The organism is Shewanella sp. HL-SH2, from assembly GCF_051164935.1.
Classification (GTDB): Bacteria; Pseudomonadota; Gammaproteobacteria; order Enterobacterales; family Shewanellaceae; genus Shewanella; species Shewanella glacialimarina.
Genome location: NZ_CP195035.1, coordinates 1,732,495 through 1,754,747, shown reverse-complemented (window position 1 = coordinate 1,754,747; position 22,253 = coordinate 1,732,495). Strand labels below are relative to the sequence as shown.

General features: G+C 41.0%; 17 protein-coding genes. 3 read left to right on the top strand and 14 right to left on the bottom strand.

What is annotated here, in order from left to right; translation table 11 throughout:
• Positions 1-103 precede the first annotated feature (103 nt).
• Positions 104-1,165 (bottom strand): recombinase RecA, encoded by a 1,062-nt coding sequence (recA, locus tag ACRWP9_RS07615; protein WP_434928605.1) that lies wholly within the window; start codon positions 1,163-1,165, stop codon positions 104-106.
• 328 nt (positions 1,166-1,493) lie between these two features.
• On the opposite strand from recA, the gene mutS reads away from it, so the two are divergent.
• Positions 1,494-4,076 carry a DNA mismatch repair protein MutS gene (gene mutS / locus ACRWP9_RS07610; RefSeq protein ID WP_434928604.1) on the top strand — a complete coding sequence of 861 codons (2,583 nt, stop codon included), beginning with the start codon at positions 1,494-1,496 and terminating at the stop codon, positions 4,074-4,076.
• Positions 4,077-4,139: 63 nt separating this feature from the next.
• On the opposite strand, the gene rpoS is transcribed toward mutS, so the two are convergent.
• From rpoS to rlmD, 13 genes are all read right to left on the bottom strand, one after another.
• Positions 4,140-5,108 carry an RNA polymerase sigma factor RpoS gene (gene rpoS / locus ACRWP9_RS07605; RefSeq protein ID WP_434928603.1) on the bottom strand — a complete coding sequence of 323 codons (969 nt, stop codon included), beginning with the start codon at positions 5,106-5,108 and terminating at the stop codon, positions 4,140-4,142.
• Between the two features lie 77 nt (positions 5,109-5,185).
• On the bottom strand, positions 5,186-6,109 hold the full coding sequence (locus ACRWP9_RS07600) for a peptidoglycan DD-metalloendopeptidase family protein (protein WP_434928602.1): 924 nt from the start codon (positions 6,107-6,109) through the stop codon (positions 5,186-5,188).
• A 39-nt stretch (positions 6,110-6,148) separates the two neighbouring features.
• Positions 6,149-6,784, bottom strand: coding sequence for a protein-L-isoaspartate(D-aspartate) O-methyltransferase (locus ACRWP9_RS07595; protein WP_434928601.1), 636 nt, complete (start codon positions 6,782-6,784; stop codon positions 6,149-6,151).
• A complete protein-coding gene (gene surE / locus ACRWP9_RS07590) occupies positions 6,781-7,530 on the bottom strand; it encodes a 5'/3'-nucleotidase SurE (RefSeq protein ID WP_434928966.1) in 750 nt (249 codons plus the stop codon). Before surE ends, ACRWP9_RS07595 begins: the two co-directional genes overlap by 4 nt.
• A gap of 31 nt (positions 7,531-7,561) precedes the next feature.
• Positions 7,562-8,629 carry a tRNA pseudouridine(13) synthase TruD gene (gene truD / locus ACRWP9_RS07585; protein WP_434928964.1) on the bottom strand — a complete coding sequence of 356 codons (1,068 nt, stop codon included), beginning with the start codon at positions 8,627-8,629 and terminating at the stop codon, positions 7,562-7,564.
• Between the two features lie 14 nt (positions 8,630-8,643).
• A complete protein-coding gene (gene ispF, locus ACRWP9_RS07580) occupies positions 8,644-9,123 on the bottom strand; it encodes a 2-C-methyl-D-erythritol 2,4-cyclodiphosphate synthase (RefSeq protein WP_434928600.1) in 480 nt (159 codons plus the stop codon).
• Positions 9,124-9,136: 13 nt separating this feature from the next.
• Entirely contained in the window at positions 9,137-9,838 is a 702-nt protein-coding gene (gene ispD, locus ACRWP9_RS07575; RefSeq protein WP_434928599.1) for a 2-C-methyl-D-erythritol 4-phosphate cytidylyltransferase, read from the bottom strand.
• Positions 9,839-9,842: 4 nt separating this feature from the next.
• Positions 9,843-10,145, bottom strand: coding sequence for a cell division protein FtsB (ftsB, locus tag ACRWP9_RS07570; protein WP_434928598.1), 303 nt, complete (start codon positions 10,143-10,145; stop codon positions 9,843-9,845).
• A gap of 95 nt (positions 10,146-10,240) precedes the next feature.
• The gene (gene eno / locus ACRWP9_RS07565; RefSeq protein WP_434928597.1) at positions 10,241-11,542 is read right to left on the bottom strand and encodes a phosphopyruvate hydratase; all 1,302 of its coding nucleotides are present in this window, start codon (positions 11,540-11,542) and stop codon (positions 10,241-10,243) included.
• Positions 11,543-11,808: 266 nt separating this feature from the next.
• The gene (locus ACRWP9_RS07560; protein ID WP_434928596.1) at positions 11,809-13,446 is read right to left on the bottom strand and encodes a CTP synthase; all 1,638 of its coding nucleotides are present in this window, start codon (positions 13,444-13,446) and stop codon (positions 11,809-11,811) included.
• Between the two features lie 162 nt (positions 13,447-13,608).
• Positions 13,609-14,433, bottom strand: coding sequence for a nucleoside triphosphate pyrophosphohydrolase (gene mazG / locus ACRWP9_RS07555; protein WP_434928962.1), 825 nt, complete (start codon positions 14,431-14,433; stop codon positions 13,609-13,611).
• Positions 14,434-14,608: 175 nt separating this feature from the next.
• The gene (relA, locus tag ACRWP9_RS07550) at positions 14,609-16,813 is read right to left on the bottom strand and encodes a GTP diphosphokinase (protein ID WP_434928595.1); all 2,205 of its coding nucleotides are present in this window, start codon (positions 16,811-16,813) and stop codon (positions 14,609-14,611) included.
• A 306-nt stretch (positions 16,814-17,119) separates the two neighbouring features.
• Positions 17,120-18,502, bottom strand: a complete 1,383-nt coding sequence (rlmD, locus tag ACRWP9_RS07545; RefSeq protein WP_434928594.1) for a 23S rRNA (uracil(1939)-C(5))-methyltransferase RlmD — start codon at positions 18,500-18,502, stop codon at positions 17,120-17,122.
• A 101-nt stretch (positions 18,503-18,603) separates the two neighbouring features.
• Here rlmD and barA point away from each other — a divergent pair, with 101 nt between their 5' ends.
• Both barA and ACRWP9_RS07535 read left to right on the top strand, forming a co-directional pair.
• A complete protein-coding gene (gene barA, locus ACRWP9_RS07540) occupies positions 18,604-21,474 on the top strand; it encodes a two-component sensor histidine kinase BarA (protein ID WP_434928593.1) in 2,871 nt (956 codons plus the stop codon).
• Positions 21,464-22,060, top strand: a complete 597-nt coding sequence (locus ACRWP9_RS07535; RefSeq protein ID WP_434928592.1) for a YjaG family protein — start codon at positions 21,464-21,466, stop codon at positions 22,058-22,060. Before barA ends, ACRWP9_RS07535 begins: the two co-directional genes overlap by 11 nt.
• The last annotated feature ends 193 nt before the right edge of the window (positions 22,061-22,253 follow it).

Below are 22,253 nucleotides of genomic sequence, written 5' to 3'. Positions count from 1 at the left end.
GATAACAACAGAGTGTTTTTTAACTGAAGCATAAAAAAGTCGCGATACGTAAAATACGCACCGCGACTTAAATCGACACATTAATTGCTAGGATAAATCTTATTTAGAAAACTTCACCGGTTTCTAAATCAATATTTTCATCTGTAGATGATGCTGCTGCGGTACCTGTTCCAGAACCAAGCAACATTTCACGTAATGTCTTATCAATCTCTTGTGCAATCGCTGGATTTTCGGTTAAGAATTTACCGGCATTAGCACGGCCTTGACCAATTTTTTCGCCTTTATAACTGTACCAAGCACCCGCTTTATCAACAAGCTTATGTGCAACACCTAAGTCCACGAGTTCACCAGTACGGTTAATACCTTGACCGTAAAGGATTTGGAATTCAGCTTGCTTAAATGGTGCTGCAATTTTGTTTTTAACCACTTTAACACGGGTTTCGTTACCGACGACTTCATCACCATCTTTAATCGCGCCAGTGCGGCGAATATCTAAACGAACTGAAGCATAAAACTTAAGTGCATTACCACCGGTTGTCGTTTCAGGGCTACCAAACATTACCCCAATTTTCATACGAATTTGGTTAATAAAAATAAGCAAAGTATTTGATTGCTTAAGGTTACCTGCAAGTTTACGCATAGCTTGGCTCATCATACGTGCCGCTAAGCCCATATGCGAATCACCAATTTCACCTTCAATTTCAGCTTTTGGTGTTAACGCAGCAACAGAATCGACAACAATAACGTCTACCGCACCTGAGCGAGTTAAAGCATCACATATTTCTAATGCTTGTTCACCTGTATCTGGTTGTGAACATAATAAGTTATCAATATCTACGCCTAGTTTTTTAGCATAGATAGGATCAAGTGCATGCTCAGCATCAATAAAGGCACATGTTTTACCTTCACGTTGTGCTGCGGCAATAACTTCTAAGGTTAGTGTTGTTTTACCTGATGATTCTGGGCCGTAGATTTCAACAATACGTCCCATTGGTAGTCCACCTGCGCCCAACGCGATGTCCAATGAAAGTGAGCCGGTAGAAATAGTTTCTACATCCATGGTACGGTCTTCGCCCAACTTCATGATAGAGCCTTTACCGAATTGCTTTTCAATTTGGCTTAACACTGCGGCAAGTGCTTTCTCTTTATTTGGATCAACCTTCATTTTCAAACCCCTTCCAGGCAATAACTTTGTTCACAATTAATGGTAAAATTGCTGTGTATAATTTAGTTTGTAAGTGTCGTTAATATCGTCACTCATCTCAATATGTTGTTCAGTATACTGTATAGTCATACAGTATCAAGCCCTGAGGTTACTTTTTTTTATTTATCAATAAAATCATAAATTTAGTAATTTCACGTCAATATAATGAATTTGTATTTCTCCAACAGGGGCAAATTTTGTTAAGATTAGCCGCTATAAAAATCCCATGCTAATTCCCCGAATGCTTAATGAATTACCACAGATGAACAAAAAGAGTATTACACAGCCCATGACTGAAATTGTTAGCTTAGATTTAGAAAAACATACTCCGATGATGCGTCAATATTTGACAATGAAAGCCGCTCATCCTGACATGCTGTTGTTCTATAGAATGGGGGATTTCTATGAACTATTTTATGATGATGCTAAAAAAGCCTCTGAAATGCTTGGTATTTCATTAACTGCACGGGGTAAAAGCGGTGGTGACCCGATCCCAATGGCTGGCCTGCCTTACCATGCGGTAGAGGGCTATTTGGCTAAGTTAGTACAAATAGGTCAATCGGTCGCGATATGTGAGCAGATTGGCGATCCCGCGACTTCAAAGGGCCCAGTTGATCGCCAAGTTGTACGTATCGTCACCCCGGGAACATTGACAGATGAAGCCTTATTACAAGAGCGTCAGGATAATTTATTAGCCGCGCTTTACCAGGGTAAAGTCGGTTACGGCTTTGCCACATTAGATATCTCTTCTGGCCGTTTTGTTATTTCAGAATTAGATTCAAGAGAAGCACTAGAAGCAGAGATCCAACGTACACGACCAGCGGAATTACTTTACAGTGAAGACTTCACTGACATGATACTCATCAATCACTTAAAAGGGATTCGCCGTAGACCTGAATGGGAGTTTGATTACGACACCTGTGTCAATTTATTATTAACTCAATTTGGCACGAAAGACTTGCATGGCTTTGGCATCAACGATGCTCGTTTAGCACTACAAGCGGCCGGCTGTTTGATGCAATATGTTAAAGACACTCAAAAAACAGCATTGCCACATATCAATTCAATTGTACGTTTTAATCAAGCTGACTCGATTATTTTAGATGCTGCCACTAGACGAAACCTAGAGCTAACCCAGAATCTTTCAGGCGGACGTGAAAACACGCTTTCATGGGTATTAGATAATACGGCAACCCCCATGGGGAGTCGCATGCTACAACGTTGGATCCACCAACCACTGCGTGATCGTAAACTGATAACCCAACGCCATAATGCGGTGCAAGAATTAATCGAACAGGATTTGTACCCTGTTTTACATGAACAACTGAAATCGCTTGGCGATATAGAACGAATAATGGCACGTTTGGCATTAAGAAGTGCCCGCCCACGTGACTTTGCTCGACTTAAACAAGCATTAGGCTTATTGCCAGAAATTAAACAAACACTGCAAATCTGCCAACAGCCACAGATGACTAATTTGGCTACCCTATTAGGTGAGTTTCCAAATGAACATGATTTACTGACACGGGCAATTATTGATAACCCACCGGTATTAATCCGTGATGGCGGTGTAATCAAAGATGGTTATAACACTGAGTTAGACGAATGGCGTAGATTAAGTGAAGGAGCCACTGATTACCTGGCTGAAATGGAAGCACGCGAGAAGCAGCAAACTGGTATAAATACTTTGAAGGTTGGTTATAACCGCGTTCATGGCTATTACATTGAAGTGAGTCGACTACAAGCAGATCGTGTTCCTATTCATTATCAACGCCGACAAACATTAAAAGGTACAGAGCGTTACATCACCCCCGAGCTTAAAGAACACGAAGAAAAAGTACTTTCAAGCCAAGGTAAAGCGCTCGCATTAGAAAAACGTCTTTGGGAAGAGCTGTTTGACCTACTGCTACCTAAACTTCATGAGCTACAACAATTTGCCAACGCGGCTGCCGAACTTGATGTAATCAGTAACTTTGCAGAACGAGCTGAAACCTTATCCTATCATTGCCCTACAATGACCAATGATATTGGAATTACTATTGAAGCAGGACGCCATCCTGTGGTCGAAAAGGTCAGTCAAAAACCCTTTATTGCCAACCCTGTAAATCTATCACCTGCGCGAAAAATGCTGATTGTAACCGGACCTAACATGGGCGGTAAATCAACCTATATGCGTCAAGTCGCGCTAATCACCTTGATGGCTCATATCGGTTGTTTTGTGCCAGCACAAAGTGCAAAAGTTGGTCATATAGATCGTATTTTCACCCGTATTGGTGCCTCTGATGACCTAGCATCAGGGCGGTCAACCTTTATGGTTGAAATGACCGAAACGGCTAATATTCTTCATAATGCCAGCAAGCAAAGTTTAGTATTAATGGATGAAATTGGTCGGGGGACATCGACTTATGATGGTTTATCTCTAGCCTGGTCAGCTGCTGAATATCTTGCCCAAAAAGTGGGGGCTCTGACCTTATTTGCAACTCATTATTTTGAGCTGACACAATTGCCAGAATTAATCGATGGCGTGGTTAATGTCCATCTGGATGCCATTGAACATCAAGATACGATCGCCTTTATGCATGCTGTACAAGATGGTGCTGCGAGTAAAAGTTACGGTCTGCAGGTTGCAGCTTTAGCAGGTATTCCTCTGCAGGTGATCAGTGCTGCTAAACATAAACTGCATCAATTAGAAAGTCGCGATGATAAAATGGATATTAATCTTAATACATCGGCACAAATGAGCTTAAGTATGCCACAAATTGATTACTCCCCTCTGGCTGAGAAATTAGCATTTATTAATCCAGACGAGTTAACCCCCAAACAAGCGCTAGATTATTTATATCAATTAAAGCAATTAGCTAAGTCTATATAAAACTAAAACGCCATATGAGATATCATATGGCGTTTTGAGGTATTATCACTCTCTGCAAACAAATTAATCTTGAAAAAGCGCTTCAACTGACAGGCCTTGCTGACCTAATATATCCTTAAGACGTTTTAATGCTTCAACTTGAATTTGGCGCACTCTTTCCCGGGTTAAGCCAATTTCGGCACCGACATTTTCAAGTGTTGATGGCTCGTAACCCAATAAACCAAATCGGCGGGCAAGCACTTCACGTTGTTTAGTATTTAATTCGTTTAACCAACCGACTATCGAATTAGATAAATCTTCATCTTGAACGCGGTGATCAGGCCCTACGGAATCATCATCGGCAATCACATCGAGTAAGGCACTATCATTGTCACCACCAATGGGCATATCTACTGAGGTGATACGCTCATTGAGCTTAAGCATTCTGCTTACATCACCGGTAGAGACATCTAATTTTTCAGCGATTTCTTCAGCGGTTGGCTCATGATCTAATTTTTGCGCAAGTTGTCTAGCGGTGCGAAGGTAAACATTTAATTCTTTTACAACATGAATAGGTAAGCGAATAGTGCGCGTTTGATTCATGATGGCACGCTCGATGGTCTGACGGATCCACCAAGTCGCATAAGTTGAAAAACGGAAACCACGTTCAGGATCAAATTTTTCAACCGCTCGGATCAGTCCTAGGTTACCTTCTTCAATCAGGTCAAGTAAGGCTAAACCGCGATTATTATATCTTCGGGCGATTTTAACGACGAGGCGAAGATTACTTTCGATCATTCGGTTACGAGATTTTGCGCAACCCTTGAGGGCTTTACGTGAAAAGAATACTTCTTCCTCTGCGGTAAGCAGTGGCGAAAAACCAATTTCACCTAAATATAATTGAGTGGCATCTAAATTTTTGTGTAAGTCATCTTGGACTTTTTCTTCAATGTCTAATTGTTGAACTAACGTATCAGTAGTTACAACGTCTTGTGGTTCTTTAGCTTGATCAACAGATTGTTCTGCTATGGCAGTACTTTTTTTCTGGCTCATAATTGCTCTCCCAAACCTTAATTGTGATGTTTAAAATCTACACTTGATCATCCTCCGTTATTTATGTGACTAAACAATTATTGCTTAGGTAGATATCGTAATGGGTTTACTGACTTACCATGATGGCGAATTTCAAAATGTAGCATCACTTGGTTTGCCCCGGTACTGCCCATTTTTGCAACTGTTTGGCCTGCGCTAACATATTGCTTTTCTTTAACCAGAATCCTGTCGGCGTGTGCATAGGCACTTAGATATTCATCGTTATGTTTGATAATCACTAAGTTTCCGTATCCACGTAACGCATCTCCTGCGTAAACGACTCTCCCATCTGCCGCAGCTTGTATAATATCGCCACGGTTTCCTGCAATCTTTATTCCTTGATTGCCTTGCTCGCTAGAAGAGAAATAACCTACTATTTTTCCTTTTACGGGCCAGTACCACTTCTGCACCTTACTGGGTAAATCTGCTATCAGTGAACTTTCAGTTTGGTTAATTTTATGTTGGGTAGTTGTTACAGAATACGCAGGCTTAGCTTTGTGATCAAGATCTTTTTTCACTGTTGTCACATTTACTGTTTGGCTAGGCTCTATGCGGGTTTGCTGTCGATCGAAATTAGAATCTTTACTCAAATTCGGACCTGAGTAAGGTAATGTTGCAGCCTGAGATGTTACAACTGATGTATTATAGTTATTATTTTTTGCCGTACTATTTACTGACAAATTCGTTAATTCAATCTTCTGGCCTGGGTAAATAGTATAAGGCATCTTAAGATTGTTCAGTCTTGCGACTTCGGTGAAATTACGCCCAGCACCCCAAGAAATAGAGTAAAGAGTGTCACCTTTTTTAACTATATAGGCAGAATTGGCCAATGAACCGCGATCATATTTGGGGTTATAAGTATTAGATGAAATATTTTCAACTGGCGCAGGCTGACTCGCCTGAAAGCTACATCCAGATACAATTATCGATAATACGAAAAGTCGAAGCAAAAGCGAACACATCAAATACAATCCTTTAAGCTGAATAGCACAAAGATAAACTTATGCTAGATCGCCATTAACTAATGGCACAAATTTGACCGCTTCAATCACTTGAGATGTAAATTCATCCCCAAGGCGGGTTATTTTCAGCAATTGTTGGGTATCGTCACCCACAGGAATAATTAATACCCCTCCTTCTGCAAGTTGCTCTAATAACGCTTGCGGCACACTCGCGGCGGCGGCAGTCACCATAATGCCATTAAATGGACCGCGATTACTCCATCCTTTCCAACCATCACCATACTTAAAAGAAACGTTATGAAGATCTAACTTTTTTAATCTTTGCCTTGCTTGAATTTGCAAAGACTTAATACGTTCTATAGTGCAAAGCTCTGGCACTAACTGCGCTAACACCGCGGCTTGATAACCTGAGCCTGTGCCGATCTCTAACACTCGTTGTGGTTTGGTCTGCAATAATAGCTCGGTCATTCTTGCGACAATATAAGGCTGTGATATTGTTTGGCCTTGCCCGATAGGTAAAGCGGTATTCTCATAAGCTTTATGCGCAAGTGCGTTATCAAGAAATAATTCTCGTGGTGTATTGGCTACAGCATCAAGTATTGCTGGTGACTTAATCCCCGACTCAGCCAGTTTTTTAGCTAAATTTACTGCTCGCGCAGATGAAACTCCTGTCATATTTTCGTTACCCAGTCAGCTAACTTTGTTAATTGATTATAAGCCGTTAAATCAACAGTCAATGGCGTGATCGAAACGTATCCATCGGCAACAGCACCAAAATCGGTTCCCTCACCAGAATCTTGCTCAGCGCCGACTGGGCCAAGCCAATATATATCCTTGCCTGCAGGGTCTTGGGTTTTAACCATTCCTTCGGCTTTATGGCGGGCGCCAAGACGGGTGACTTTAATGCCCTTAATTTGCTCAAGCGGTAAATCAGGTACATTTACATTTAAAATTTGATTAGATTCAATAGGATGCGTGAGTAAATTTTTAACTATTCTGGCAGCATAATCAGCAGCGCTTTGATAATGCTGCAAATTTTTACCTACTAATGAAATGGCAATTGCGGGTAGTCCTAAAAAACGCCCTTCCATCGCCGCTGCAACGGTGCCTGAATATAAAGTATCATCTCCCATATTCGCACCGGCATTAATGCCCGATACGACAATATCAGGTTCAACTTTGCATAATTGCCTAATGGCTAAATGGACACAATCAGTTGGTGTACCATTAACTGAAACATACCCATTAACTAACTCATTTATTCTTAATGGGTTAGTTAAGGTTAACGAGTTACTTGCACCGGAACAATTTCTGTCGGGAGCTACAGTTAACACCTTTGCGAACGCGTTAAGCGCATCACTTAATGCAATTATTCCAGGTGCATTAACACCATCGTCGTTACTGACAAGAATATTGATCATTTGAGTTGATTCATCCATTTAGTCATTAAGCTTACGAGATGGCTTGCACTTGCTGATCTGCAACCATGGTTTTCCACTGTTCATCTTTGATATCTTGGTAGTCGACTAACTCACGTAATACCGAAGTCGCATAGCTTCCGGCAGGTAACATAAACTCAATAGTGCAAACATCACCATCAACCCGCAATTTCATTGCCTGGGGCTTTAATAATAACAAACGCCGCTCTTGGCTAAGGCCAGCGTTTTCAAGCCCGTGTAAATCATCCGCGAAAGCTTCTATAGCTAAAGCTTCCATAGCGGCGGCTTCAGTTAAAGCAAGCGGCTGCCCTCGCCCCCATAATGGGACTGAAAAACCAATATCCTCTTCCTCTAAACGTTTCAGTAGTAATTCATCCCACTGCTCGGCGACAAAATAACTCTTGCTGCCCGCTAACATGACGCAATCTCCAGCTAAAGGCTTGAGCAGATGATGCTGAAGACGGTAAGAGGCAACCTGGTTAAATATGTATGATCGCACCGCAGATAAGTACATGCTTTTCTTCGATCTATCGTGCACTTTACGCGCACCCGACAGCATTTGCCTACCTTGATCTAAATTTTTACCATTATGACCAAAGCGTTGCTCGCCAAAATAATTAGGCACTCCAAGGGCTGCAATTTGATTAAACCTTTGTTGCAGGGCGTCGATGTTAGTCACATTACGCAGCGTTAGGGTAAAACGATTACCCAGTAGGGCACCAATACGCAGTTTTTTACCGTGACGCGCACTGGATAAAATAGTCAGTTGGTCACTGTTAAGCTGTTGCCAATCGGGTGTTTCTTTTCCAGGAATACGAATACCAAACCACTGTTCAGTTTGGGCATTTTTGTCTTTTTGACCCGCATAAGTCACTTCTTTTGGATGAACTTTAGCAAATTTCGCCAGCACTTCAGCCACATGCCCAGTATTGAGGCCATCTTTGCGAATATGCAGCATATGGTGCTCACCCTCACCAGTAGGTGAAAAAGGGAGAATCTCCTCTACGATGAAATCACTATTATGAGTACGTAAGTCAGCGGTACTGGTTGGTTTTCCATATAAATAATACAGATCAGTTATCATTTTTATTATTCCTATTTCTGTATCATTAATACAACAGATTCAACAGCTATGCCTTCTTTACGTCCAGTAAAACCTAACTTTTCTGTGGTAGTTGCTTTGACGTTAATATCGTCGATGGGTGTTTGCAAATCGAGTGCTAAACACTGTCGAATAGCTTCGATATGAGGCGCCATTTTCGGGGCCTGTGCAATCACAGTCACGTCCAAGTTACCGATTTTGTAACCCTTTTTCAACGCTAACTCATAACAATGACGAAGCAATACACGGCTATCGGCACCTGCATACTCGGCATCGGTATCGGGAAAGTGTTTGCCTATATCACCCAATGCCATCGCCCCTAAAATAGCATCACTGACAGCATGTAAAATTACATCGCCATCTGAATGTGCAATAAGACCTGTTTCATATGGCACAATCACACCACCAAGAATAAGTGGCTTATCTGCACCAAATTTATGCACATCAAAACCATGACCAATACGCATTTTCATTTTGTTATCCTGTCTATTTTGATATTGATTGCTGCTGCAGAAAAAGTTGTGCCAGCTGTAAATCATCGGGATGAGTAATTTTGATATTATCAATTCGTCCCGGTACTAAACCCGGCCAAATACCAGCCCATTCCATGGCACTGGCTTCATCTGTAATTGTGGCTTTAGCCTGCAATGCGTGTTTAAGGTTTTGTTTTAAGGTTAATACTGGAAACAACTGCGGTGTTAATGCATGCCATAATTGAACCCTGTCGACAGTGTGTTGAATAGTACCATCAGCATTTGAGCGCTTCATCGTATCTCTTACTGGAGCGGCTAAAATTGCCCCTTGCGGGAACTCATCTATGGCATTAACTAGCTTATCAATATCTTTGTGAGTGATACACGGCCTTGCAGCATCGTGGACTAATGCCCATGCCTCTAAATCTGCTTCTTCAAGTGCGGCTAATACCGAATCAGCACGCTCTCCGCCGCCAAGCACTTGCACCAACTTAGGATCTAATGCTTGGGGTAAACTTGCGAAAAAAGTGTCTTGAGGATGTAAAGCGACAATCACTTTATCAATGGCTGGATGAGATAATAAGCGCGTTAAAGTGTGCGCCAAAATGGTTTGATCACCTAAGGTTAAATATTGCTTAGGAATATCTGCCCCCATGCGGCTGCCGATACCAGCAGCAGGTACAATTGCTACAATATGAGTAATAGGAGTTGTCATGAAATTATTGACCCAAACTATTTCGATCGCGTAATTCAGCAGCAACTACGCGATAAAAAGTTTCACCTTCTTTTACAAGGCCTAATTCGTTACGAGCGCGTTCTTCAATCGCTTCAGTGCCACTTTTAAGATCGATAATTTCCGCTTTAAGAATTTGATTTCGAGCAATCAACTTGGCGTTGCTATCTTGTTGTGCTTGAATTTGTGTTTGAAGCAGAAAATATTCAGATAAGTTATTCTCGCCCATCCATAATCTTAATTGGAGTAGCGCTAACAAAGCCGTTAGTGCGAATAAAAGTTTCTTCATGGTAGCTAAGCAAATTATCCGAAATGATGAATAAGCTTATGATACAACAAAAAAGGCCACCGAGTGGTGGCCTTTTTAATCAACAAAGCAAAATATTAACCTTGGCCTTTAACTTCTTTAAGACCGTTATAAGGTGCTTTTGAACCTAGCGCTTCTTCGATACGCAGTAATTGGTTATATTTGGCAACACGATCACTACGGCTTAGAGAACCTGTTTTGATTTGTCCAGCGGCTGTGCCCACAGCAAGATCGGCAATTGTTGAATCTTCTGTCTCGCCACTGCGGTGAGAGATAACAACTGTAAAACCAGCATCTTTAGCCATTTTGATTGCAGCTAACGTCTCAGTCAAAGAACCAATTTGGTTAAACTTGATCAAGATTGAGTTAGCAATACCATTGTCGATACCGCGCTTAAGGATCTTAGTATTGGTAACGAATAAATCGTCACCCACTAATTGGATTTTATCGCCCATTAATTTAGTTTGGTGAGCAAAGCCTTCCCAGTCAGACTCGTCTAAACCATCTTCAATAGATACGATTGGGTAACGTTCAGTAAGGCCTTGTAAGAAGAAGTTAAATTCTTCAGAAGTAAATTTCTTACCTTCACCTTTAAGATCGTAAATGTTGGCTTCTTTGTCGTAGAACTCAGATGCCGCACAATCCATCGCTAAAGTGATATCTTTACCTAACTCATAACCTGCGTTGGCAATCGCTTCTTTGATTGCAACAAGGGCTGCTTCATTTGACTCAAGGTTTGGTGCAAAACCACCTTCATCACCTACCGCAGTTGAATGACCAGCCGCTTTTAATACTTTAGCTAGGCTGTGGAATACTTCTGCGCCCATACGTAAACCTTCACGGAAGGTCGCAGCGCCAACAGGCTGGATCATAAACTCTTGGATATCAACGCTGTTATCAGCATGTTCGCCACCATTGATGATGTTCATCATAGGCAGAGGCATAGAATAAACACCAGGAGTACCGTTTAAATCAGCAATGTGAGCATATAAAGGAACACCTTTAGCGGCTGCAGCCGCTTTTGCGACTGCTAAAGAAACAGCTAAAATAGCGTTTGCGCCAAATTTTGCTTTATTTTCAGTACCATCTAAGTCAATCATAATTTGGTCAAGCTGTGCTTGAGCCAATGCATCTTTGCCTTTAAGTGCTTGTGCAATTGGACCATTAACAGCAGCAACTGCTTTTAATACACCTTTGCCTAAGTAACGAGATTTGTCACCGTCACGCAGTTCTAATGCTTCACGGCTACCCGTAGAGGCACCAGATGGCGCAGCGGCCATACCAATAAAACCGCCTTCTAAATGCACTTCGGCTTCAACAGTTGGATTACCGCGTGAATCCATGATTTCGCGACCGATGACGTTAATAATGTTAGCCATAATACCCTCGTAAATAATGTCAGTAATACTGAAAGTTTTAAATAAAATAAAAAATTAACACCAATAAAAACCCGGTTAAGCTTCAATTAACAACTTATTATTGGTATTAACTTTCAATTTGGTAATTTAAATCCGTGAACACTAGGATAAATCTAATTCGGTTCAGCGGCAACTATCAATTTTGTCACAAGTCGATCTAGCGCATATTGCGAGCAAATAAATAGTATAAAAAAAGCCGCTGATGTTATGTCAGCGGCTTATAGATATTAGTTTAAATCTTTTTTCTGATAAGCAAAGGAAGCAGCAATAAAGCCTTCAAATAATGGGTGCCCATCACGAGGTGTTGAGGTAAATTCAGGATGGAATTGACCAGCAACAAACCAAGGATGATCTGGTAATTCAATCATTTCAACTAACTTACGGTCAGAAGACAGTCCACTAAATACTAAACCTGCTTTCTCTAAACGCTCAACGTAATTGTTATTCACTTCATAACGATGGCGATGACGTTCTACACAAGAAACACCTTTGTAGGCTTCGGCAGCTTTCGATCCTTCAAGTAAATGACAAAGTTGTGCACCTAAACGCATGGTGCCGCCTAAATCAGATTCTTCATGACGTTGCTCTACATCACCGTCTTCATTGATCCATTCGGTAATTAAACCAACAACAGGATAAGGTGTATTTTTGTTGAACTCAGTCGAATGTGCATCAGCAAGATTAGCCACATTGCGGGCGAATTCAATTAACGCAACTTGCATGCCTAAACAAATACCAAAATAAGGTAGATTATTTTCACGTGCATACTGCGCCGCTAAAATTTTACCTTCAATACCACGTTCACCAAATCCACCAGGAACAAGAATACCATCTAAGCCTTGTAGTACTTCAGTGCCTTTAGCTTCAACGGTTTGTGAATCAATATACTTAATATTGACGCAAACACGCGTTTTAAGACCGGCATGCTTAAGTGCTTCATTAACAGACTTATAAGCATCAGGTAATTCAGTGTACTTACCAACCATACCAATGGTTACTTCACCATTTGGATTAGCTTCTTGGTAGATAACGTTTTCCCACTCAGATAAATCAGCATCAGCACATTCAATATTGAAACGTTTTATCACAATATCATCTAAGCCTTGTGAACGTAACAGTGCTGGAATTTTGTAAATACTATCAACGTCTTTTAATGAAATAACCGCACGTTCTTCCACATTACAGAATAACGAAATTTTCGCTTTTTCGTTGGCAGGAACAGCACGATCGCCACGACAAATAAGTACGTCAGGGGCAATACCAATTGAGCGTAATTCTTTAACAGAATGCTGAGTTGGCTTAGTTTTAATTTCACCTGCAGCACCTAAGAATGGCACTAAGGTTAAATGGATAAATAAGGTACGCTCACGTCCAAGTTCTGCACCTAATTGACGGATAGACTCAAGAAAAGGTAATGATTCGATATCACCTACTGTGCCGCCAATTTCAACAATCGCAACATCATGACCTTCGCCACCAGCAATCACTTTTTCTTTAATCGCATTAGTAATATGAGGAATAACCTGAATGGTTGCCCCTAAATAATCACCGCGGCGCTCTTTGCGAAGTACTTCTTCGTAAATACTGCCAGTGGTGAAGTTATTACGACGATTCATTTTTGTACGAATGAAGCGTTCATAATGACCTAAGTCTAAGTCAGTTTCCGCACCATCTTCAGTCACGAACACTTCACCGTGCTGAGTCGGGCTCATTGTACCCGGATCAACGTTGATGTATGGGTCCAGTTTCATAATGGTTACACTGAGGCCGCGGGCCTCTAAAATTGCCGCTAATGATGCTGCTGCAATGCCTTTACCTAGTGATGAAACAACGCCACCAGTAACGAAGATATACCTTGTAGTCATGCTGAACCTGAGAAAATGTGTTGGAAAAAATACGTGCTTGTAAGAAAGCACTAGGACGGGGAGACATTGTACCAAAGCAAGGACGATTCGACAAATCAAAACAGTGATCATTTAGACGATAAACACTCAGGCTGTTGATTCGCCTGAGTGAAAAATAAAGAATTAACGCTTTTCTTGCTGCTTTACTTGATTCCAGTAAAAATCTAGCTGCTCAAGGCTATGGGCATCAAATGTTTTCCCGCTTTGTAGTACACAATCTTCAACTCCCCGAAAACGACGCTCAAATTTGCTATTGGCTTGTCTTAGCGCTTGTTCAGGATCAACATTTAAATGACGTGCTAAATTGACTACCGCAAATAATAAATCACCGACCTCATCCAGCACTCTGGGCTGATAGCGCTCAGGATCGGTATCAAGTAATTTAGCTTCAACTAACACTTCATCTATTTCTTCGTATATCTTTTCCACCACAGGGGGAAGTTCGGGCCAGTCAAAACCGACTTTAGCCACCCTTTGTTGAATTTTTGCTGCTCGTTTTAATGCAGGAAAAGCATGGGGAATATCATCTAATAACGACAATTGCTGTTTATCGGCGCGCTCTTGCGCTTTAATCGCTTCCCAGCTGTGTTTCACTTGAGTCGCTGTTTGCACTGCTGAGGTGTCTTTATTACTGAAAATATGTGGATGTCTGCGAACGAGTTTAGTGCAGATTCGGTCGATTACGGTCGCAAAGTCAAACCTACCTTGTTCAGTTGCTAGTTGGCAATAAAACACCACCTGAAACAATAAATCGCCCAACTCATCGGGTAATTCATCCCATGCGGTTCGCTCAATGGCATCTGCAACTTCGTAGGCTTCTTCTAAGGTAAAAGGCACTATGCTCTGAAAGTCTTGCGCCAAGTCCCAAGGGCAACCCGTTTTAGGATCGCGCAGTTTTTTCATTATATTGAGTAACGGCTGAATATCCGCTTGCGGGGTTACATCCATTGTGGTTTCACTCACTTATAAAAATTTTCATCGACTCTATTAAGGCAATCACGTTTTTATCAAATAGAAGGTCAGCTTACAACCAAAGCGATCTACGCTTGAAACAAACAACGGATTCAAAATCCGTTGTTTCTATCAGTAAATGTTAATACTCAGGAGATAACAAAAGACTAGCTTATAAGCGTCTTGATTCAATAACACCCTCGACTTGAGATAATTTTGACTGTACCCGCGACAAGTCATCAACATTATAAAGCTCTAACTCAAGCTCAACTGTTGCGGTTTGCGTTTTCACATCAGAGGTTGAACTCATCGCCATTACGTTAGATTTTTCAGCGGCGAGCACTGCTGTTAAATCCCGTAACAATCCACTGCGATCATGGGCAACCACTTTAACCCGGATACGATAACCGCCTGAGTAGTTCTCGCCCCATACCACATCAACGCTGCGCTCAGGGTGAACACGCATTAGTTCTTTCACTTGTTCGCAATCACTGCGATGAACAGAAATACCGCGGCCCATGGTGATATAACCAAAAATTTCATCGCCAGGCACAGGCTGGCAACAACGGGCGATATGGCTAAGTAAATTGCCGACCCCATTCACCTCAACTTGTCCTTTACCCACTTTTTTAGGTCGATGAATTGCTTTCTTTAAAATGTCCTCAACAATCTCTTCTTCAGAATTAGGCTCTTTACGCAGCCTAGTGTCAATATAGTTAACCACCTGGTTTAGGCGTAGATCGCCTCCACCAATTGCCGCTAGCATGTCATCCATGCCATTGAGATTAAAGCGTTCAACGGCAATGTTTGCATCTTTTAGTTTATACCCTGCACGATGCAACTCGGTTTCCAGCATTTCCTTACCTGCGGCAATATTTTTGTCGCGGTCTTGCTGTTTAAACCAGTGCTGAATTTTCGAACGTGAACGTGAAGATTTGATATAACCTAAATTAAGGTTAAGCCAATCACGTTTAGGGTTAGCTATTTTAGAAGTAATAATTTCAATGCGTTCACCGGTTTCAACCTGGTAAGTAAACGGTACAATTCTGCCATCCACTTTAGCACCAATGCATCGGTGGCCTACTTGAGAGTGAATATAATAGGCAAAATCTAAAACTGTTGAACCCAATGGAAGATCGACCACTTCACCACTTGGGGTAAACACATAAACACGGTCTTCAAAAACTTGGCTTCGAACCTCATCAACTAAATTGCCGCTTTCAGCTACATCTTCCTGCCATTGTAGAATTTTACGCAGCCAATTAATTTTTTCTTCATAGCCAGTTTGTTTGGTATTGCCTGCACCTTCTTTATATTTCCAATGCGCCGCTACACCGAGCTCAGAGTCTTGGTGCATTGCTTCTGTACGAATTTGAATCTCAACCGTTTTACCCTCAGGCCCAACGACTACTGTGTGGATTGATTGGTAGCCATTAGGTTTTGGGTTGGCCACATAGTCATCAAATTCTCGCGGGATGTGGTGCCATAAATCATGCACTACGCCTAAGGCGCCATAGCAATCTTGCAATCGATCGGTGACAATACGAACCGCACGCACATCAAATAGCTCATCAAACTTAAGGTCTTTACCCTTCATTTTTCGCCAAATGCTGTAGATATGTTTGGGCCTGCCATAAACCTTGGCTCGAATGTGGTCATCATCTAGACGTTTTTGCAGTTGGGTAACAAAAATATCGATATAGACCTCACGGTCCATTCGTTTTCCGTCAAGTTGCTTAGCGATATCTTTATAGACCGTTGGGTGCAGATAGCGGAACGAAATATCTTCAAGCTCCCATTTTAGCTGGCCAATACCTAGACGGTTAGCCAATGGAGCGTAAATATCGGCAATTTCTCGGGCAAGTAATACGCGGGTTTCTTCATCTGCATTTTTTACCGCTCGCAGTAAACAGACGCGCTCGGCAAGTTTTATCACCACAGCGCGCACATCTTCGACCATAGCTAACAACATTTTACGAATGTTATCTATTTGAGGTTCAGCACTACGACCATTAGACACTTTTAATGCGCCAATGGCATTCATGGTCACAACACTGGCAACTAATTTAGCTAAAGGTGCGCCATAGGACTCAACAATTTGTTCTTCATTGATGCTGTTAGCGTCTAAAAGGACAAACAATAATGCTGCCTGAAGCGTTTCTAAGTCCATATTGAGTGGCGCTAGAATTTCAATCATTTCACGCGCGCGAGCAAGTAATTGTGTGTGTGCCAATTTATCTTTAATAGGCAGCGCTTCCATGTTCTTGAGCATGTCCAGGAGAGTTTGTGCGTCGTTAACATCTTCGATGTAGCGAGCAACCCAGTCTTCAAGATTGAAATCGTCTGTATTAAAATGCGCTTCGCGAACTGAAACCATGTTTTATCCTTACCCATTGGTGCTTATATTCGCAACAATGTTATGTACTTTTTTGCCAAACGGACTATAAAATGAACAAAGCGTAATGTGAAATTAGAAAAATATCAAACACCTCGCAAAATTCAACTCACCTTGGTAATAGTCCCAAATTTTATAAAGTCTATATTGAGCGTATCGCTGCTATTTATCAATTCAATAAAATGTAAATGTAAATGTAAATGTAAATGACTATGTTTACTCATTATTTAGCGTTACTCAGCTTTATATCAATATAGATAACTGTCCTACTCCCTAGTAAAGTTGGCTTTACTCGACATTTAATTCAAATAGTGCCATAGCTTCAATATGATGAGTTTGCGGGAACATGTCGACCATCCCTAATTGTTGCAGTTGATACCCTTGTTCAATCAGCACTTTACTGTCACGGGCTAAACTTGCTGGATTACACGAAACATACACTACCTTTTTAGGGCGCATTTTTTTAAGCCATTGCAAGCTTTCAAACGCGCCAGCTCGAGCAGGGTCGAGTAATAGCTTGTCAATTTTACCCAACCACTTTTCATGGGTCAGATCTGCACTTAAATCTGCATGATGAAAAGAGAGATTATCTAGCTGATTCAATGCCGCATTATCTTTCGCTTGCTGTACCATTTCAGGCACACCCTCCACCCCAATCACTTTCGATGCGCTTAACGCCAAAGGAAGAGAAAAGTTACCCACACCGCAAAATAAATCTAATATGCGCTCATCTTTTTGTGGATCTAACCAAGTAATCGCTTGCTGCACCATGGCATGATTTATTTCACCATTAACTTGCACAAAATTGCCAGGGGTAAACTCACAGCGCAATGGCTGCTCTGTGTCTGCACTTCCAGCTAAAGGGTAGTAAGGCAAAGTCACTTGTGCGTTAGCCTCATCGACTTTGGGATGCAATTGAGTTAATTGGTTGTCATTATCTTGAGTCAATAAACAGATTTGATGCTTTGCAGCAAACTCAGTTAACCAACGAATATCGGATGCAGGTAACACCTTAGTGACGCGCAGCACCGCAAACAAGCCATTTTCAGCGATACTTAATTCTAAGTGACCTAGACTAGCTTTGGATTTTAATTGGTTTAAATTCACCGCAAACGGGGTGATCAAATCAGATAAGGGTTTAGCCAACACGTTACATTGGGTGATAGAAACAATGTTACTGGATGCTGATTGACGAAAACCTAGTTGCAAATGATTGGTTTTTTTGTCAAAAACAGCAGCCAAACGCGCTCTTCGTCGATAGTGCCACGCATCGCCTGTTATTGCTGGTGCAATAATGTCCGGCTCTAAGGTGTTATTACCCAATTTGGTCATTAGCTCAGTTAATGCCTGCTGTTTAAACTCACGCTGGGCATCTACATCTAAATGTTGTAAATCACAGCCACCACATTGCACATAATGGGGGCAAAGAGGTTCGCGCCTTGCGGCACTCGCTTTATCAATTTTTATCAATTTAGCTTTAGCATAACTTTTCTTTTGCTCTGTCAGCTGCACTGTGACTTTTTCATTAGGAAGTGCTCCCGCAACAAACACGACTTTGCCCTGATATTGTGCCATTCCGGCACCCAAATGATCCAATTGGGTAATATCAAGGCTAAGCTTTGCTGATAATTGCTTAGATTTGTTCGGTTTAGCTTTAAAAAATTGTGCCATTTCGGCCTCTAAAAGTGAATAAAACACTAGTCAAGAGTGCGCGCTTTCTGGCAGTCTAGACTGAATATCAATAAATTATTGCAGGAACCTCGACCAAGACCATGAAAAGTACCGAAAATATGACTAAATATAGCCTTCGTTCGTGGGTACTGGTACTGGCATTGGCTCCTACCATTGTGGTGGGTATTCTACTTGGAAGTTACTTCACCATAAACCGCTTTTATGAACTTGAAGACACACTAATGGCAAAAGGCAGTAATATTATCGAGCCATTAGCCATAGCAAGTGAGTTTGGTATTGTCACCGAAGACAGAGAATCAACAAAGAAACTGCTTTCAGCAACACAAATGAAAAATGCATCATTAATACTTTCCATCGCGATTTTCGATAGCCAAAATCAACTATTTGTTACCTCTCATTATCATAAAGACTTCGAGGTCATGCGCACCCAGCAGCCATTGTCTGAGTTAGATGCGACTGAGTTTAATACCTTGGAAGATATTTTAGTCATTCGTAGCCCTATTGTTTCCAATACGCATTTTAATCCACTGACTTTTATTAATAAGCAATCAAATAAAGATCCGCTTGACTCTCTTAATCAACAAAATACGGTTCATAGCCAAAGTATGGCAAAACCTATTTATAACAGTAAACAAGAACAAGTTATTGGCTATATCGCTATATTAATCAATAAAGAAAATGCTCTATTAGAGCAACACAGGGCAGCCATTGCCGCGTTTATTATTGTGTTAATCGGGGTTCAGTTTAACCTATTCTTTACCTTTCGCTTAGTTAAACACGTCAATCATCCCATTACCGAAATGGTCAGGGTTGTGGCAAAAATTCGCGAAGGAAAACTTGATACTCGCTTAGATGGTAATTTGATTGGTGAATTAGACTTACTTAAACGAGGCATTAATGCCATGGCGGGCTCCTTGTCTGAATATCATGACGAGATGCAACAAAATATTGATCAAGCAACCTCAGATTTACGGGAAACCTTAGAGCAAATTGAAATTCAAAACGTTGAACTAGATTTAGCTAAAAAACGTGCACTAGAAGCCAGTCGAATTAAATCTGAGTTTTTAGCCAATATGTCACACGAGCTACGCACCCCGCTCAATGGCGTAATAGGATTTTCAAGACAGTTAATTAAAACTCCGCTTCATTCGAGCCAACTCGATTACATTAAAACAATTGAGCGAAGCGCCAGTAATTTATTAGGGATCATTAATGACATCCTTGATTTCTCTAAACTTGAAGCGGGTAAAATGGTGTTTGAAAAAATGCCTTTTGCATTACGTGAAACCTTAGCTGACACCTTAAGTCTTATCGCCGGTAGCGCAAGGGAAAAAGGCTTAGAACTTATTATTGATATTGATTCTACTGTGCCAGAAAGTGTTAGCGGCGATGCAATGCGAGTGAATCAAATTATTACCAACCTGGTCGGCAATGCAATCAAATTTACTGATCAAGGTAGTGTAATACTAAAAATTACCCTTGTTGGTAATAATGAAGATACTGTGACGCTGCGATGTGAAGTCATCGATACAGGGATTGGCATTAATGAAGGCCAACAAGAATATCTATTCCAAGCTTTTGGCCAAGCAGATTCATCGATATCTCGCCGCTTTGGCGGAACAGGATTAGGTCTAGTGATAACCAAACGCCTCATTAACCAAATGGGCGGTCAAATTGGGTTCACTTCAAGCCCAGATAAAGGCTCAAATTTCTGGTTTATTTTACCCCTTAGCACCAGTCAGTTTGACATAGGTGAAGTATTACCAATGGATTTACTGCAGGGTAAATCTATCCTGTTATTTGAACCAAGAGAGCTGACACGTGACACCTTGAATAGGCGCCTAGAATCGTGGCATTTAAAACTGACCAGCGTGGGACAATTAGATCATCTCAATACAACCCTTGAACAAAAAAATATCCATTTTGATTATATCTTAACAAGCTGTCATGGTTTTGATAGTCCTGAGCATATTAGCTCACAATTACAGGTCATGAAAAATCATACTCAATGTCTGATTTTACTGCATGATTGCATAGACCAAGACATCATTAGTCAGCATTTAAAACCCAACAGCGACTTACTCCTGAACGTTCCAATCAATGATATGGAATTAGCAAGACATTTAATTTACCCGCCGACCCCTAAAGCATTACAACAGTTATTGCCTATCGCACCTGGCACTAATATCGAACGTTTGAATGTATCGGTGTTAGCTGTAGATGATAATATTGCCAACTTGAAGCTTATTGATACTTTATTACAAGAATTAGTTGTTAACGTCACCACAGCTAAAAATGGTCAAGAAGCCATTAAACTGGCGAGAAGTAAAAGCTTTGAATTAATCTTTATGGATATTCAGATGCCGGGAATGGATGGCATTACCGCAACCAAACGCATACGTCATGAATCAATGAACCGCCACACGCCAATAATTGCAGTCACAGCCCATGCGATTGCAGAAGAAAGAGAAAATATTTTAGCTGCGGGTATGGATGCCTTTTTGCCCAAACCCATCGATGAATCATCGTTAAGAAAAGTGATTAATCGTTGGGTAGCCAAACCTAAATTTACCCATTTTGAGCTTCATACCCTTAATTGGGAGTTGTGCTTAAGCCAAGCAAGCCAAAAACCGGACTTAGCACTTGAAATGCTACAAATGCTGGTAGACTCAATTCCTAGCACAATCGTAACTATAGAATTAGCACTGCAGGAGCAAAATCAACAAAATATGTTACAAGCCGTACATAAACTGCATGGTGCAAGCTGCTATTGTGGCGTACCGACAACCCAGAAGCTTTGCCAAGAAATAGAATCTGCTTTAAAGCATAAAACCTCGACCAGTGAGCTAGAACCGGAAATACTTGAGTTACTTGATGAGCTAACTAAGGTAGAATCGGCGGCAACTCAAGTATTAGAACAGTTATCGATGGACATCACGCATGACTCATAAACCTGGATTTTTTCAACGTTTAAAAGCGTTATCTTTACCTCAAAAACAATTATTTGCTATCGCTTTATGCCAGCGTATGCTACCTAATTACCAGCTATTTTCTGAGGTATGCGAGTTCGGCCAACCAGCTGTCTTATCAACAGCTCTAGACTTACTATGGCAAAGCCAGTACGACAAGAAAAACAAATACAATGTAGATGTTCACTTACAAAAATTAGAAGAAAACACCCCTGACCCAAGCGATTTTGAAGCTTATGGTGTTTATCCGGCTATGGATGCTGTGGTAGCAATCTCTACCTTAATGAGTGCTATTGCGGATAAAATTGAAGATGACATAATCAATATCAGCAAACTTTCTTCCAGCACTGTGGCTAACTATATTGAAGCCCTTAGTGATGAGGACTTAATGGATGAAGCATTAGATGATTATGTTTTTGCCCATCCTGTGATGCTAGAAGAAAAAGAGCTACAAAATATGCTGTTAGATATTATTGAAGCAAATCCAGATATTCATCCAGACTTAGTTAAAGGCTTACGTAAAGATATTATCGAAGCTGGTGCATCTAATATTGGCATTAGTCTGTAGTACTAACCTAATATCACTAAAAAATATTCAAAAGCCTGATATTATTCAGGCTTTTATCGCACTATCTTCAGTAAATTTAAGCTCTTCAGTAACATTAAACCTAAAACTGAATAAATAAACACGTGTTTAACTTTAGCCTAATTGCATCCTCTTATTAAAACAAAGTAAAGTAGACTTACTATTATTTTGTTAA

Coding starts and splice junctions, on each gene's coding strand:
- recA (WP_434928605.1), bottom strand. CDS start 1,165: ATGAAGGTTGATCCAAATAAAGAGAAAGCACTTGCCGCAGTGTTAAGC.
- mutS (WP_434928604.1), top strand. CDS start 1,494: ATGACTGAAATTGTTAGCTTAGATTTAGAAAAACATACTCCGATGATG.
- rpoS (WP_434928603.1), bottom strand. CDS start 5,108: ATGAGCCAGAAAAAAAGTACTGCCATAGCAGAACAATCTGTTGATCAA.
- ACRWP9_RS07600 (WP_434928602.1), bottom strand. CDS start 6,109: ATGTGTTCGCTTTTGCTTCGACTTTTCGTATTATCGATAATTGTATCT.
- ACRWP9_RS07595 (WP_434928601.1), bottom strand. CDS start 6,784: ATGACAGGAGTTTCATCTGCGCGAGCAGTAAATTTAGCTAAAAAACTG.
- surE (WP_434928966.1), bottom strand. CDS start 7,530: ATGATCAATATTCTTGTCAGTAACGACGATGGTGTTAATGCACCTGGA.
- ispF (WP_434928600.1), bottom strand. CDS start 9,123: ATGAAAATGCGTATTGGTCATGGTTTTGATGTGCATAAATTTGGTGCA.
- ispD (WP_434928599.1), bottom strand. CDS start 9,838: ATGACAACTCCTATTACTCATATTGTAGCAATTGTACCTGCTGCTGGT.
- ftsB (WP_434928598.1), bottom strand. CDS start 10,145: ATGAAGAAACTTTTATTCGCACTAACGGCTTTGTTAGCGCTACTCCAA.
- eno (WP_434928597.1), bottom strand. CDS start 11,542: ATGGCTAACATTATTAACGTCATCGGTCGCGAAATCATGGATTCACGC.
- ACRWP9_RS07560 (WP_434928596.1), bottom strand. CDS start 13,446: ATGACTACAAGGTATATCTTCGTTACTGGTGGCGTTGTTTCATCACTA.
- mazG (WP_434928962.1), bottom strand. CDS start 14,433: ATGGATGTAACCCCGCAAGCGGATATTCAGCCGTTACTCAATATAATG.
- relA (WP_434928595.1), bottom strand. CDS start 16,813: ATGGTTTCAGTTCGCGAAGCGCATTTTAATACAGACGATTTCAATCTT.
- rlmD (WP_434928594.1), bottom strand. CDS start 18,502: ATGGCACAATTTTTTAAAGCTAAACCGAACAAATCTAAGCAATTATCA.
- barA (WP_434928593.1), top strand. CDS start 18,604: ATGAAAAGTACCGAAAATATGACTAAATATAGCCTTCGTTCGTGGGTA.
- ACRWP9_RS07535 (WP_434928592.1), top strand. CDS start 21,464: ATGACTCATAAACCTGGATTTTTTCAACGTTTAAAAGCGTTATCTTTA.